We start from the raw sequence: 14,580 nt of genomic DNA on the forward strand, positions 1-14,580 counted from the left end.
AATGCGTGATATTGCAAAGACTTATGAAAGAGACGGTTTCGTAGCTCCGCTGGATATCCTGACAGCTTCCGAGGTCCAAACGCTGCGCGATGATTTTGAGAAAGCAGAGCTCATTCTCAGAGACGACCCAGAGAAACTCAAGCTTCTATATTCTTATCCAGACAGGCTGATACCATCATTCGATGCACTTCTTCGCCATCCGAAGCTGATTGAGGCTGCTTCAACAGTGTTGGGGCCGGACCTCATGGTTTGGAGCGGTGCACTTTTCGTAAAAGAAGCGCGATCATCGAAGATAGTCTCGTGGCACCAAGACTTGACCTATTGGGGTTTGGATGATGCTGAAGAGGTAACCTGTTGGGTTGCGATTTCAGAAGCGTCTGAGCAAAGCGGGTGTATGAGGTTTGTTCCTGGCAGCCATAAAAGCCGGATCGTGCCTCACGTGGACACCTTCAGCGAAAACAATCTTTTGTCACGTGGGCAGGAAATCGCAGTCGATGTGAACGAAAAAGATGCAGTTGCTGCCGAATTGCGTGCAGGGCAGGCATCCATGCATCACGGGCATCTCTTTCACGCATCAGGGCCCAATAACACGGACGATAGACGCATTGGTGTGGCGTTGCGTTTCATAAAGCCCTCAATGAAACAGCAAAACGGAGTGAAAACTTTGGTTGCGCTAGTCGCAGGGCGAGATGATTTTGGGCATTTTTTAGTTGCGTCCTCTCCTCAGGGCTTTTTGCATGAGAACGATTTCGTTTTGTGTCAAAGGGATGCAGATCGCAAGAAACAAATACTCTTCACCGGAGTGTAATGACTCCCTTCTCGACCTCAGACCCATTGCTATATCGACCGGGAAACCGCCCTGAATCGCGAAAACTAGTAGACAATTAAAAGTTAACATAGTCGCTAAGCTTTTCTTCCACTGGGCGAAAAGTTGCAGAGGAAGTCTACGGCAGGTTCGAAATCAAAATAGTCATTACAAACTCAAAAAATATTCTGTTTAATTTTTAATTTGCGATCGTTGCGCTTAGCGCCTCTTCCTTTGTTTTGACCTTTTCGGGGTCTTGTCAGATTAACTTTGCTTGAGCGGGGCAGGGCGGGTGCATAGCTTTTAGGAATGACCAAACCTGCCACCTTCAAGTACTTCAAAACCAGTCCTGAGATCATCCGCCTGGCGGTGATGCTGTATATTCGGTTTCCACTCTCGCTTCGGAATGTCGAAGATCTGCTGCATGAGCGAGGCATCGACGTGAGTCACGAAACTGTCCGATAGGTGCTGTCAGAAGAACTTTGGTTGAGCGGGGCAGGGGTGTTGCGTAGCTTTTGCACATGACCAGACCTGCCACTTTCAAATACTTTAAAACCAGTCCCGAGATCATCCGCCTTGCGGTGATGCTGTACATCCGTTTCCCTCTCTCGCTTCGGAATGTCGAAGATCTGCTGCACGAGCGAGGCATCGATGTGAGCCACGAAACTGTCCGATACTGGTGGAACAGGTTCGGTCCGATGTTTGCATCCGAGATCCGAAGAAAACGGGTTCAGCAACTCCGAGCCTTTTCAAAATGGAAGTGGCACGTAGACGAAGTATTCGTGAAAGTGAACGGCAAACGCCACTACCTCTGGCGTGCTGTCGATCACGAAGGCGAGGTGCTTGAAGCCTTTGTCACCAAACGTCGAAACAAAAAGGCAGCACTGAAATTCCTCAAGAAATTGATGAAGCGACACGGTAAAGCGGAAAACGTCGTCACGGACCGCTTTGCATCGTATCGGGCCGCTCTCAGAGAGCTTGGTGCTACCGAAAAACAGCAGACGGGCAGGTGGCTCAACAACCGGGTCGAGAATTCACACCTTCCTTTCCGACGACGCGAACGCGCGATGCAACGGTTCAGGCGTATGCGAAGTTTGCAGAAATTCGCTTCCGTCCACTCCTCCGTCTACAACCACTTCAACCAGGAAAGATCGCTCGCCAGCCGAGACACCTTCAAGCTGACGCGCACCGCCGCTCTCGCCGAGTGGCGTCAACTTTGTTCCGGATAGGTTCACGGTTTCCACGGCAAACTGAGACTGGTTCGAATTCGTCTGACAGCACCCGAAATCCAGTGACGACTTGAACGACACCCAGTGCTACGAACACCCAGCCAACCAAAATAGTTGCGAAACCACTAGCCAGCACTGGGTTCGCCAAAGCATAGATGCCACCCAGAATCGAAATAGCCGCCAAAAGAATCCATAAGATTTTGTTTTTCATTTTCATGTCCTTGTTCGCTGCGCACCCCATATTGTCTTCTAAAATGCGGACGGAACAAGGAAATCCACACCATAGTCGTTGCGTTTTCTGTGCGATGTTGGTGCAATACATCACTGTTCGGAAATCAAAATTCTTTGCCTGGTACGAGGTCTATTGATGCGCAATTCTCTCGCAGACGAAGAGAGAACCTCGATTAATCTGATATTTGATCGGCTTGCTAGTCTACCTCTGAGAAAGCCAAAATGGCATTCTTGAACACTCAGGTTTGTGTATGGCACAGTTTGCGCGAAATTTCTTTCGTCTTCGACTCAGGGATGTTGCATGCGTCTTGTGAAAATTTTCGTTGTAGTTGTCGCAGCTTTCGCGTTTTGCATGCTACTTTTGAGATTGGCTTACCCTTTGCCGACATCCAATTTTTCGCATCAGACCTCAAAGGAGCCGCCATCGTGGCATGGTCCGCTTGGGCAGGTAATTAATGCTGCGATGTCTCGTAATCCTGGAAAAGATGGTGTCCGCCCATTGCGAAATGGCGGTGCTGCGTTTGCAGCGCGTGCAATTCTTTCTAGGGACGCGGTATCGTCAATCGATGCGCAGTACTACATATGGCAAGATGATATCACCGGTCTAATGCTTCTTGACGAACTTAGATCAGCTGCACAACGAGGCGTTCGCGTACGGCTACTGGTTGACGATAACGGGATAAGCGGACTCGACGAGCTGCTGGCTGAACTTGACGATATGCCGACGGCAAGCGTGCGCCTATTTAATCCGTTCACACTAAGACGTCCCAAATTGCTGTCTTACTTCTTTGACTTCAATCGACTGAACAGGCGAATGCACAATAAGTCAATTACATTTGACGGAGTAGTTACAATCGTCGGTGGTCGCAACATCGGGGACATCTATTTCGACTATGGATCTGGCACTCATTACTTGGATGTAGATGTAATCGCCATCGGACCTATTGTTGAAGAAGTCTCCGATGCATTTGATTCATACTGGAACAGCGGTTCAGCATATGATGCAGCAGTAATTCTGCCTCCATCAAAGGAGAAGAAGCTGGAAAATTTGGCAGATGCAGCAAGGGATTCCGTCGCTGGTGTTGGCTATCAGAAAGCCATAGAAGAAAACGCATTGACCGCGGGACTTGCCGAAAAGACATTGAAGTTTGAATGGAGCGACGTCACTCTTTTTTCCGATAGCCCATTAAAAGGTCTGGGTGAAGCAAGTGCTGAAGATTTGTTAGTGGAGCGTCTAATTCAAGTAGCTCAGCAATCCAAATCATCTATTGATCTCGTGTCCGCCTATTTCGTACCTGGAAAACGCGGAGCAGAGATTTTGGAAAGCCTAGCTCGATCGGGTGTAGATGTTCGCGTTTTGACAAACTCGCTTGATGCCACCGACGTAATGCCCGTTCACGCCGCATATATGGGTTATCGTGAAGATTTGTTGAAAAGTGGGGTTGAACTGTTCGAGCTTCGCGCTTCGAGGGAAGAACATAGCGACCGCAGCCTTCCCGAGATACTGGCTGGATCTGCATCGGGATTACACGCAAAGGTTTTTGGTTTCGATCGAAAAAGGGTTTTCATCGGGTCATATAACCTCGATCCACGATCAGCTCAGCTGAACACAGAAATGGGCCTTCTCATCGAAAGCCCGTCTATCGCAGCCACTCTTGGATCACAAATTCAACGGCCAGAAATTTCTTATCGTGTAACCCTCTCAAACGACGGCACACTTAAATGGACAATGGAGTCAGATTCTGGGGAAACGAAAAGCTACACATTCGACCCTGAAACTACCAAGCTTCAAAGAACCCTAACCATTTTTGCCAGATGGTTGCCTATCGAATGGATGTTGTAGGGAAGTTATTGGTCGTATCAGAAAATCCGTGCATTGTGATGGAGCACTCGGCTAGCCTTTAAAAATCTACAAAGAGTTTTGGAGTTCGGTTACTATGCGCAAGTGGATGGTGCTGTTAACACTTTCTCTGTCAATGTTCATAATTGTTATCGATACCACGGTTATGAATGTCTCGATTTCCGCTCTCGTGGTTGATCTGAACACTTCGGTAACTGGCATCCAAGCTGCAATTTCTTTGTATGCACTTGTGATGGCATCTTTCATACTCATAGGGGGCAAACTTGCCGATGTGATTGGAAAGAAACGGACCTTTGTGCTTGGGCTAGCAATCTTTGGCGTCGGCACAGCAATGGCGTCAATCAGCACATCGTTGATGATGCTGATTATCGGTTGGTCCGTGATAGAAGGTATCGGATCAGCCCTGATGATGCCCAACATCCAAACCATTCTTCGTGAGGCATATGAAGACAAAGACCGAGCAACGGCCTACGGTGTAATCAGCGCAGTAGGGGCTGTTGGGGCTGCTATGGGCCCCATTGTCGGAGGCTTCCTTACAACTTACTACAGCTGGCGGTGGGCTTTTCGATTGGAAGTCGCAATTGTTATCGTTGTGCTCGTTTGTTGCCGATACATATCAACCGAACTTCGTCAGGGAACCCGCCCCAAATTCGACTATGTCGGTGCTGCGCTTTCGATCTTCGGATGGTCGACTATTGTGATGGCGGTATTGCTCGGACAAAGCTACGGGTTCTGGGTGGCAAAGCAGCCCTTCGTTATCGGTTCAATGAAGCTGGCTCCGCTGGGTCTCTCAGTGGTTCCCTTCGTGTTTCTAACTGGGGTTACACTAATCTTTGTGCTTTTCAGTTGGACAGCTGGACGGGATGAACAAGGCGACGTCGCGATCTTTCGACCATCAGTATTTCGCACCACAGGTTTGAAGGCGGGTATTGCTGTTCGGTTCATACAAATGGCTGTAATGGCGGCATTCCTATTTACAATGCCATTGTTGCTCCAACTCTCGTTCGAGTTCACCGCAATGGAAACTGGTTTGGCTCTCATTCCGTTTTCACTTGCCCTGTTGGTTTCAGCTCTCGGCGGTGCAAGGTTGTCAGCTCAATTTTCAGCTCGGCTAATCATTCGAACAGGGTTCTTGCTTGCTATCGTAGGACTTATTTTGATCGCTGTTACGGTTTCGCCTGACGCAGAGCCCTCTGATATGGCGACCGGAATAGTATTTGGAGCTGGGGTTGGCTTGATTGCATCTCAGATATTAAATTTGGTGCTTTCCTCTGTTGCCCCAGACCAAACCGCAGAAGTTTCTGGCTTGAATGGTACATTTGAACAGTTAGGAAACTCAATAGGTGTGGCTTTGGTCGGTACGATAATGCTTGGCACACTGACAACAGGACTGCAGGATCGCGTTATGGCTTACCCAGATCTCGAGGCCGAAGCAAAAGTCGAAATCACGCAAGCGCTCCAGAATAGTGTCGAGCTAGTTTCCAGCAGCCAACTGGCAGAAGCAATGCAAGATGCCGGAGCCAGCGTCGATCAAAGCGCGGTGATTCTCAAGGCCTACGGAGAAGAGCGTACTCAGTCATTTAAGATCGGTGTGTGGTTTCTAGTATTTCTATCTTTGTTAGGCTTGATTGTGACCCGAAGTTTACCAAACCGTAAACTCGTGTGATTTGCTTTCGCCCGAACACACTCCTGGTACAAAAAGTGCCAAGAAGCCGTTTGGACAAAAACTGATTGTCCGAGAAACGCAATCCACTGCTCTCTTTGTACGCATACCTGTCAATGAGACCTATGGAGTCAAACACCAGGAAATCGTTGTTGCTATGGGCATTGATCGCACTGGCCACAACCAACGTCGCCGTTCGGCCCACGTTGCTGTCATTCCTTCGGAACGCAGCTAACTCAATGGGAGAGCCTAATCTAACAAATGCTGCACGCGCTACGAACTGGCACTAAACCGTGTAAAACTGACTTTGCGGTTGCGTGACGTAACGAAGAAACGTCCCCTAATTTCGGACCCAATTGTGAAGAGTCTCTAGACACTACAGGTAGGTCAACAGGGCTCGAATTCTGACGAGAACCTTTGCAAGGATTTCGAAGGGTCCAGCGTCAGGACCGTAGGCTGTTGCCGAACCGACCATACCGGGTTGTGATGCGTATTTTGGTAGGCCATCAGGCCACTCCAAAAGCAAAAGAACTTCCGAGTCTGATCCAACAGACGTCGCTGATAGCAGATTGGAACTCACCGGGATTTGCCCACCTGCTGTGCCCGGAACGACCTGAAAAACACTTGAGGTGAATATGGTTCCGGGTACGGCTTCGAATATTAGTTCCACTGGTGTTCCAGCCATCAAAGCACCTGACCCGTTCTGGCTGAACACGCCTACCATCCGAAATGAGCCGGATTCAATAAATGGCATGACGGATGCCGAGGAACTGACCTGATTGCCGGGGGACAGGTTCACGGAGGTAACAATCCCGTCCTGAGGGGCACGAATTGTCGTTTCCTCCAAATCGAACCGTGCCGCCTCCAGACGTGCCTCTGCGGCATCGAGAGTTGCACGGCTTTCATCAATGTCCTGCTCGGACACCGACAGACCTGGGTTCCGGTCAAAAACAGTTTGCTGTCTGTTTAGTGTCAGCGACGCAATTTCCACGTCGGCCTCTGCCTCTTTGACGGCGGCCTTAAATGGCTCAGGGTCTATCCTGAACAGGACATCTCCGGCATTGACGGCCTGATTGGGAATAGCTGGAACCTCTATAACTTCGCCGTCCACTGATGGGGCGATCTCGACCACTACCCCCATTACGGCGATCCGGCCTGATGGAGTCTTGGTGTTGAGCTGTGCAATGACATACAAGCAGATGCCTAATCCGACCAAGGCTACGATAATCTTGCTAGTCCGGCTCCACGAAAAGAGCTTCAGTTGGAAGAATAAAAGCCAGATGATCCCAAAGTAGATTGCAAGAATAATCAGCATGTTATGCCCCCGTCATGTGGATGCTTAGCATGGTTCACAGGAAAAACTCCGCCCGCTCGACCACCCAGACCATTGCTATCAGGGCGGCACATGCGGCCACGGCGGCACGAGAGCCGATCCAGATGCGGCCGGGTTGCCTGCGTAGGAACAGCACCAGCGGCCAAACAAGCAGAACAATCATCAGCTGCCCGATCTCGACCCCGACATTGAAGGCCAGAAGGCTGTGCCAGACGTTTGGGGCGTCGACACGCAGGATCTGATGCAGCATGAAGGAAAACCCGAAACCGTGCAGCAACCCGATGCCCGAGGTTATGCCAAAGGCTTTCAGATTGCCGTGCTCCTGGGTCGATGGCGTCACGGCCATTACGGCCGCGTAAACGATGGACAGGGCGATTGCCAGTTCGACCGTGGGAATGAACCAGGCACCACTGGGAGCTATGCCGAAGAACCCGAGGATCAATGTGACAGTGTGGCCGAGGGTAAAGCCTGTGACCCGCGCCAGAAGGCTGCGCAGGTTTAGCGCGCCGATGATCATGCAGAGCACAAACAGCACGTGGTCGGGACCTTCGAGGATGTGTCGGATGCCTTCGACAATGAAGGTTGAGGCCGCAGCGGTCGCTGAACCGGATACGTTAACCGGGTCATGCATCAGCCCCGTGGCGCGAAAAGTTCGGACTTCTTGACCGTTATAGTCCAGAATAAGGTTTGCCGTGTTTTCCTGTCCTGGCAGTCCGGGATTGGATGTATGGGACAGGCTGTAGGTCGCAACTGGTCCGCTGACATAGCGTAAATGGATATCGACTATGACGTCGCCGACATAAGTTTCACCAGCCGAAGCTGGAAACACCGAACCGGACGCAAGCGCGTCTCTGGCCTCTGACAGGTTTGCAAAGCCGGGTTCGGTTCCAATGGGATGCAAGCGTAGCGCAACCACCGATGCGGGAAGTGTCGTTCTATCGACTGACAGCTGAAGGGAACTCGCCGCGATCTTTGCCAACCCGCCCGGATCGCTGAGCAGGGCACCCTGATCCAAGTAGTGCATGAGTACGCCATCTTCGATCCGGTTGTACGTATAGGGCGCAGGCTCCGGCAAACCGTCCGGGCCTTCGAGGCCAACAAGTTCGGCGACCAGATAAGACATCGGCGTGCGCAGATGGACGTCAAGGCCTTCGTCCGAACGCACCATATGATGAACACGGACATTTTGGTTCAGCTTAAAGTGCGCCTGAGAGGAGGTGGCAACAACGCACGCAAAAAGAGCAAGGAAGACAACAATGATCCTCATGTTTCACCTCCCGCCTCGTCTCGTTTGCCGGTGTGGGCTTCGAGGACTGTCAGGCCCGTGAGATACCAAACTCCGCTTTTCACTGAGACATCAAAAAGAGCGCGGTACTTAATGACCCGTCTGTGCAAATGCCCCCAATGTCCGCCACTGACATAAGCATTCCAACTGGCTAAAATCTGCTGGCCGTCACCGAAACTTTCTGCTTCGTCAACTTTGATGCCATCAATTGCCTCGGTGCGGGCCAGGGCTCCAGAGGGTAAAGAAACTGACAAACCCCGTCGCATTTCCGCTCCGACGCCCTTTTGGTTTTCGATTGGCACGAAGGGATCGAGCGATGCCTGAAAAACTGCTTCATCGACGCTCAGCATGGCGATACTTGCGTTTTTCAGAATCCCATCAAGGACTTGCGACGCTTCGCTCTGGCGGAGATCTCCGGTTATTGGCAGACGAAGGTTTTGCGTCGCCCCGCTCGCCAGGAATGACAGGACGAATAAAAGTGTAGCGGGCGCACTTAATGCGTAACGGCGCCAAGCTGAACTTCGCATCGCTGCGAATAAGGTGACCAGGGCTAATCCCAGAAGTATTAGGGAGACAATCGGGACATTGAGCTCTCGACCACGCAACAGGACAACAGACTTGGGTTCCGGTGCAGACCACGAAGTCAAAAAGTTGTTCCAGACAACGGATGGGTCAGTGGTTGTAGCTGTTTCAGGAACGCCGCCAGCCGGGTCTGATACACGAACGGGGACCGGGACGCTACGGTCGGAAAACAACTCCCATGTCAATTTAAGCTGATCGGGCAAATCATCGTGAGGGTAGCTCAGTATCGCGCCAAACATCGCGGTGTCGCGATCCGTGAATTCAGGAAATTCCAGCACATTCAGTCCCCTGAGCCCCACGGAAACCTGCTCAACGCGGACGGTCGATGGCTGCCTTTGCATTCCATCAATTTCGATTGGATTGCTCTTCGCAAGCAGTTCTATGGCATCCTGTTTGACTTTCGCGACTGCATGGGCATCAAGAACAGGCTGATCTTTCAAATCCAGATTTCCCCACGCCGCAAGATCGCGCAGTCGAAAAATGATCTCGTGGCGAACTTCCTTCGGTTCGATGGAAATAAAGGACATTATCGGAGCAGTGTTGTGGCGGGTAATAATTCTGTTTTCAAATGAACTGTACCAAGGGTCATCCCAATCCAATATCATCGTTTCAGCGACTGAGAGGTAACGATAATCGCTGACGGCAATGTCTTTGTGCCATGATAGGAACCCAATTGTGACCGTCGGTCTTCCACCCGCGTCAGTCGGCGGAACAACTGTTATTTCTTCAGGCTGTCCGGTGAATGGATAATCAAACTCAGCATAGATCACATCTGGTGTTCGCGGCGCGGGCGTTGGTGGTGCAGGCATGCCCGCAATGCGAATTGGCATCGGTCGGTCTGCACGGGGGCGAAGTTCGGCAATATTGACAATTGGGGCCACAACCGTGTCGCCAATGCTGACCTTGAATGCTGCCGCTGGGTTTTTGGAAAGTAAAACCGGATTTAGCGAGTTTGCTTCTGGTCGAACGACCGCAGGAAGAAAGAAAGCGTAATCCTTGAGGTCAATCTCCAAAGCCACCCGAACACGATCTTCCAGCACCCGGACTTCAGCGAAGTTTGGGGCACTCTCTGCGCCGTTTGTATTGAGATAATCCGCCCGCAGCTCGCCACTTGCCAACATCAGCAAAGCAATGATCGCCGCTGCCAAATGTTTAAGGCGGGAGGGGGCCGCCGCACAAGCGGCCCAGTCCATATTGCGTTTCATCAGAGCCATCCTCAGTTCGGCAAAGGCACGTTTGTGCCGAACATATCGTTGGTTTCGGCGTAGATTTCCTCGATCAGATCGCTAAAGACCTCGCGGCCCTCCAGAAGGAAGTCAGTGAAACCGACCATTTCTGCGGGATCTGCTGGCAACTTCTCTGTCACAGAGGGCAACGGCCAGACATCTTCGTTGATCACAGCCATCCGCACACGGATGTCATCCTTGGTGATGTTCCAGACCATGTAATCCGTTGCCATCGACAGCGGGCCATCATAGGTCTTGCGGATCTGTTGCTCGACAATTGTTGAAGTGTCGAAGTCATTAAAGAAATGGTAAGCAACAGCCATGCGCGGCTCAGTCATCGACATCACTTTGCCCATCATGGATGGTTCGGTGTGAACCTGCGTTCCGACATTCAGGGCATCTTCAACCGGCCATTTCTGCTTTTTCACCAAAAGCTCCGGGGGCAAAAAGCTCTCGTGAATAGAAATATCCGCGCCTTTGGTATACTCGATGTACCATTTGTTCGGATAGGTATCGCTCGTGAACGCAAACAGTAGATCATTCCATGCCAGCGTGTAGCTGACTGAACCATCCAACGCATGCACCGCCGGCATTGTGCGGATTACAACGTCATTCTCGTCGTAGATGATTTCGTTTTCGAGCTTGTAGTCGAACTCGTTCATCTCGATCTCCAGACCCAGTGTGTTCACGTTTCCCAAACGCGATGCAGAATCCCACGTCATCATCTGTTTCATACCCTCGACCGCATGAGCAGTTCCCAGCTCGGGCTCGGCACCGCTGGGTCCCCAGACACGCAACGGTCTTTGCCGGTTGCCAATGACCCCACCGACCCAGAGGGCATCCAGATCGCCGATGTGATCGGCATGCAGGTGCCCGATGAAAACCTTGTCGAGGTAGTCATAGGGGATCGCCAGGCCACTCAACCGCTCTGCCGACCCTGTACCGATGTCGAAAATGAATTTGTCGCCATTTCCAAGTTCAACCAAAAAACAAGCCGCCGCTTGGGCAGGTCGGGCATTTGGCATCCCGGTGCCGCACGCCGTCACCCGCATTTCGTCTTCGGCTATATCCTCCGTTCCCGGATAATAGACGTCTCGTTCGGCCAGCGCCTTCACGGGTGAGAAAGTTGGGGCGGCTTCGTCGGCGTAGGCAGCAGATGGAAACAGAATTTGCTCCACCACCTCCCCGGTGACCCGCGTGGTTTCATCTGGAGCTATGACCCAAGCGCCAAAGGCAAGACCGGCGACAAACACTGTCGACAACCTTAGTAGAGTTCTCCGTTTCATAATTGCTGATCCTCCAATGAATTTGGTGAAACCTGCGCTTGCGCAAGCGAACTGTCACCTTGATCCTTCGGCTTTAGGGTTGCCGAATGAATTCAGTGGCTTCATGATCGGAATTGAATGCAAAAATTGTAATGTATTCACGGTGATTCAGGGGTGATTCACGTTTTTATCGAGCGATCAGATGCTTCGCCGTGAGGAGTGATATTGAAACAGACTCAGGCAGTTGAGGGACAAAGGCAGATAACTAATGCTGATGTTCGCGCAGCACTGGAAAGCATCCTTGCGAATGAGATGTTCTCTCAGAGTGAGCGCCTCAGCGGGTTTCTGAAATACATAGTGGACGAAGCGCTTGCCGGGCGAGGTGATGCAATTCGCGGCAAGACGATAGCGCAGGATGTTTATGAACGCGTGCCTCAGGATAGCGGCGATCCCGAGAACATCGTTCGCGTACATGCACGCCAGTTGCGCCAGAATTTGGGCATGTACTATGAGACCGAAGGAAAGCGGGATCCGGTACATATCCATCTGGACAGTGGCGGATACTGCCCGAGGTTTGAGTATGTGGATGTCCCCACACGAACGCCCACACCGAGCCGGAAGCGTTCTGCTCTGACGATGCTGTCAGTGTTTGTTATCGGAGGGGGGCTGGGTGCCCTAATCGCTAATACAACCTTGAAACAACCCGTAGAAGTTCAGAACCCGGATGCACAGGCCGCGTCACAACATGAGCAACTGACACGACAGGCTCTACTGGAGAAATCGGCGGCGGCTTTGCAGGCTGCCAACTTCGCGGAACAGGCCCGCGGCTTGATTTTTCCAATTTTTGAACGATCCAGGCAGGAACTTCTAACCGGAGTCTTCCAACATATCATTTCCACTGATCCGGAGTATTTTGGGGGCTATGCCGGTGCCGCTCAAACGCTCGCTACAAAGGCAATCCTCACACCAAAGGGATCAGAGAGAGAAGAGATCACTGCGCTTGCTGGAGCTATGGCGCAGAAGGCGCTTACGCTCGGCCCAACTGAACCATGGGTTCAATCTGCGCTCGCATGGGCGGAAGTTGCCAAAGGTGATTATGAAGCGGCTTACCGACTGTCTTCCCGAGCGAAGGATATGACTTCCCAAGACGGTCACGTATTGGATTTTCACGGTGCGATATCACTCTTTTCCGGACGGTTTGAAGAGGCAATTGAAGCGGCTGATCGCACCAATCTCAAAGGTCGAAGCAATCAACGATTTGCCAACCGCAATATATATGGCGCAGCGAATTATCATCTCGGCAATAATGAGAAAACGCTGGAGGGATTTGAGGCCGCTGCTGCATTCGGAGACCCTTTGAGTGCGCCATCTTTGGCCTACCAGGCAGCCGCACTGCAACGATTGGGGCGAGTCACTGAGGCAAATAGTAAACTGGCGGAACTTAACCGCGCCTGGCCTAATGCACCGCTCGGGATAATGTTCGCAGGGATCTATCAAAACCACGAACACGTCGAAGAAATCCTCGCGCCTCTACGGGAACTCGGATGGACTTCCAAAGTTGCAAATGACGAAGGCAACGCGACTGCGAGGGATTGAGCCGAGTTCTGATCCAATACTATTTTTGGGATCGATTGGCTTTTGACAAATGATTGACTCCACGACTACTGCGGTCATTGGAGTACTTGCAGCGAACTACAAGCTTGTCCGCGTCTCAATTGTCGAACCTAGATGCAGCGAAAGCGCGGTTTGAAGTCTGGCGAGATCAGTGCGGGTGAATGTCCGGTTCAGTGAAACTCACTGCATCGCTTATAAGTTCCCGCTGCAGGTGCGAGGTATTGCTGCAAGAGCGAAAGCCGCGTCGGCAAAAGGCGGGTTTGTCCGCTTACCGGACGCATGCACGCGCAGAGGTCAAGTAGCTTGGGAAAGGCAGGTAAGGGCTCTATCCACCAGTCGGCGACAACCGCAGAGAATGACGGTAGAGAGCCCTCTTTGTCGAATGCTGCGCCAGCCACGGATGGCAGAAATACACAGTTTGTGTACTTTGCAAAGCCCGCCTTTCGGTCTGGGGACACAGCATGCAACCGCTGCACTGCCGCATAAAAAGCGGTCATTGCGAACCCCATGCCGCAGATTCTCTGTTCAGAGGGTAGCTAGGCGGACAAAACCGCCATTCGGAACATCAGTACGGAAAGAAGCTATCGGTTCTCGACTACTGTTTCCACTTACGGTTTGGTCTCCTTTTGAATTTGACTATCTTCTACAAGTGATCGGTTAAAGACTTGTTCAACTCGGCACGCAGCACTTTGATAAAGTCTCTTTCGAGGCGTGATTGCAAACGGTTGTCTCGGTAGAGAATGGAAATTGGCATCGGTTGCTCTTGCCAATCATGCAGCAACTGGGTCAGACGGCCTTTCGCCAAGTCTCCAGCGGCAGCAATAGTCGTGGAAATTGCCACGCCGCGGCCTGATATGGCTTCATTCGTAACGTCACGAACATCATCAATTGCAAATTGCGGTTCAAACGATTGGGCCCAGTTCCTGCCGTCTTCATGACGCAGAATAAGTGGCACGTGTGGGCCGGGTGCGGTCACGATATGGTCGCTGAGTTGGTCAGGATGCGCAATTTCGGAATGCGTCCCCACATATTCCGGTGAGGCGACCAGAATGCGGCGGGTATGCCCTACTCGAGCAGCGATCAAGTCACTGTCGGGTAGTCCACCTATCACCAAGGCCAAGTGCGTATTGGTGTCCAAACGTTGGACAGGTCGGTTGTTCAGAGCTAAATCAAATTTCGTATTTGGGTGCGCCTCCAAAAAGACGCTGATTGTCTGACGTATACCAAAGTGCAGCAAGCTGGGTGGGATATGCATGGCCAGGTGTCCAGCGTAGTCTGAATGCCAATCATCCAATTCATTCAAGGCCTGCGCCACACTCTGCATCGCCGGTCGAAGGCGCGCGTTCAACTCATCGCCGCGTGGTGTCAAGGAAAGCCGATTGGCGCCGCGATCAAACAGCTTCTCTCCAATGGCCGCTTCCAGATTAGCCATTCGGCGGCTAAGGCTAGGCTTGGGTGTCCCATCTTCACGCGCGGCGGCCGCGAT

General features: G+C 51.6%; 11 protein-coding genes and 1 pseudogene. 6 read left to right on the forward strand and 6 right to left on the reverse strand.

What is annotated here, in order from left to right:
• Position 1 precedes the first annotated feature (1 nt).
• The 3 genes and pseudogenes from RUA4292_RS09775 to RUA4292_RS09785 all read left to right on the forward strand — a co-directional run bounded on the left by RUA4292_RS09775 (position 2) and on the right by RUA4292_RS09785 (position 2,034).
• Positions 2-808: a phytanoyl-CoA dioxygenase family protein gene (locus RUA4292_RS09775; RefSeq protein ID WP_233493409.1), complete on the forward strand. Its 807-nt coding sequence runs from the start codon at positions 2-4 to the stop codon at positions 806-808.
• A gap of 306 nt (positions 809-1,114) precedes the next feature.
• Positions 1,115-1,267, forward strand: a pseudogene (locus RUA4292_RS09780) (IS6 family transposase); the annotation flags it as partial.
• Between the two features lie 59 nt (positions 1,268-1,326).
• The gene (locus RUA4292_RS09785) at positions 1,327-2,034 is read left to right on the forward strand and encodes an IS6 family transposase (protein ID WP_058277432.1); all 708 of its coding nucleotides are present in this window, start codon (positions 1,327-1,329) and stop codon (positions 2,032-2,034) included.
• Here RUA4292_RS09785 and RUA4292_RS25640 read toward each other — a convergent pair.
• Positions 1,979-2,356: a DUF308 domain-containing protein gene (locus RUA4292_RS25640; protein WP_082637066.1), complete on the reverse strand. Its 378-nt coding sequence runs from the start codon at positions 2,354-2,356 to the stop codon at positions 1,979-1,981. The two genes, RUA4292_RS09785 and RUA4292_RS25640, sit on opposite strands and share 56 nt — an antisense overlap.
• A 210-nt stretch (positions 2,357-2,566) precedes the next feature.
• Here RUA4292_RS25640 and RUA4292_RS09790 point away from each other — a divergent pair, with 210 nt between their 5' ends.
• The gene (locus RUA4292_RS09790) at positions 2,567-4,108 is read left to right on the forward strand and encodes a phospholipase D family protein (protein ID WP_058277433.1); all 1,542 of its coding nucleotides are present in this window, start codon (positions 2,567-2,569) and stop codon (positions 4,106-4,108) included.
• 94 nt (positions 4,109-4,202) lie between these two features.
• Complete coding sequence (locus RUA4292_RS09795) at positions 4,203-5,792, forward strand: MFS transporter (protein ID WP_058277434.1); 1,590 nt, start codon at positions 4,203-4,205, stop codon at positions 5,790-5,792.
• A gap of 373 nt (positions 5,793-6,165) precedes the next feature.
• Here the strand turns inward: RUA4292_RS09795 and RUA4292_RS09805 are convergent, their stop codons facing one another.
• Genes RUA4292_RS09805 through gntH form a run of 4 tightly spaced genes read right to left on the reverse strand, consistent with a single transcriptional unit; the run spans position 6,166 to position 11,501 of the window.
• Entirely contained in the window at positions 6,166-7,104 is a 939-nt protein-coding gene (locus RUA4292_RS09805) for an HlyD family secretion protein (protein ID WP_058274439.1), read from the reverse strand.
• A 34-nt stretch (positions 7,105-7,138) separates the two neighbouring features.
• On the reverse strand, positions 7,139-8,389 hold the full coding sequence (locus RUA4292_RS09810; RefSeq protein WP_058274438.1) for a HupE/UreJ family protein: 1,251 nt from the start codon (positions 8,387-8,389) through the stop codon (positions 7,139-7,141).
• Positions 8,386-10,194, reverse strand: coding sequence for a hypothetical protein (locus tag RUA4292_RS09815; protein WP_145974930.1), 1,809 nt, complete (start codon positions 10,192-10,194; stop codon positions 8,386-8,388). The genes RUA4292_RS09810 and RUA4292_RS09815 overlap by 4 nt, the downstream gene beginning before the upstream one ends.
• 11 nt (positions 10,195-10,205) lie before the next feature.
• A complete protein-coding gene (gene gntH, locus RUA4292_RS09820) occupies positions 10,206-11,501 on the reverse strand; it encodes a guanitoxin biosynthesis MBL fold metallo-hydrolase GntH (protein WP_145974931.1) in 1,296 nt (431 codons plus the stop codon).
• A gap of 204 nt (positions 11,502-11,705) precedes the next feature.
• Here gntH and RUA4292_RS09825 point away from each other — a divergent pair, with 204 nt between their 5' ends.
• On the forward strand, positions 11,706-13,076 hold the full coding sequence (locus RUA4292_RS09825) for a tetratricopeptide repeat protein (protein WP_145974932.1): 1,371 nt from the start codon (positions 11,706-11,708) through the stop codon (positions 13,074-13,076).
• Between the two features lie 661 nt (positions 13,077-13,737).
• Here the strand turns inward: RUA4292_RS09825 and RUA4292_RS09830 are convergent.
• The coding region (locus RUA4292_RS09830; protein ID WP_145974933.1) for a LysR family transcriptional regulator at positions 13,738-14,580 on the reverse strand (843 nt) is incomplete at its 5' end.

The sequence above is a fragment of the Ruegeria atlantica genome (genome assembly GCF_001458195.1).
GTDB lineage: Bacteria > Pseudomonadota > Alphaproteobacteria > Rhodobacterales > Rhodobacteraceae > Ruegeria > Ruegeria atlantica.

What these genes read in the sequence shown, in the direction of transcription:
- RUA4292_RS09790 (WP_058277433.1), top strand. Translation starts at nt 2,567, where the DNA reads ATGCGTCTTGTGAAAATTTTCGTTGTAGTTGTCGCAGCTTTCGCGTTT.
- RUA4292_RS09775 (WP_233493409.1), top strand. Translation starts at nt 2, where the DNA reads ATGCGTGATATTGCAAAGACTTATGAAAGAGACGGTTTCGTAGCTCCG.
- RUA4292_RS09805 (WP_058274439.1), bottom strand. Translation starts at nt 7,104, where the DNA reads ATGCTGATTATTCTTGCAATCTACTTTGGGATCATCTGGCTTTTATTC.
- gntH (WP_145974931.1), bottom strand. Translation starts at nt 11,501, where the DNA reads ATGAAACGGAGAACTCTACTAAGGTTGTCGACAGTGTTTGTCGCCGGT.
- RUA4292_RS09810 (WP_058274438.1), bottom strand. Translation starts at nt 8,389, where the DNA reads ATGAGGATCATTGTTGTCTTCCTTGCTCTTTTTGCGTGCGTTGTTGCC.
- RUA4292_RS09785 (WP_058277432.1), top strand. Translation starts at nt 1,327, where the DNA reads ATGACCAGACCTGCCACTTTCAAATACTTTAAAACCAGTCCCGAGATC.
- RUA4292_RS09795 (WP_058277434.1), top strand. Translation starts at nt 4,203, where the DNA reads ATGCGCAAGTGGATGGTGCTGTTAACACTTTCTCTGTCAATGTTCATA.
- RUA4292_RS09815 (WP_145974930.1), bottom strand. Translation starts at nt 10,194, where the DNA reads ATGAAACGCAATATGGACTGGGCCGCTTGTGCGGCGGCCCCCTCCCGC.
- RUA4292_RS25640 (WP_082637066.1), bottom strand. Translation starts at nt 2,356, where the DNA reads ATGTATTGCACCAACATCGCACAGAAAACGCAACGACTATGGTGTGGA.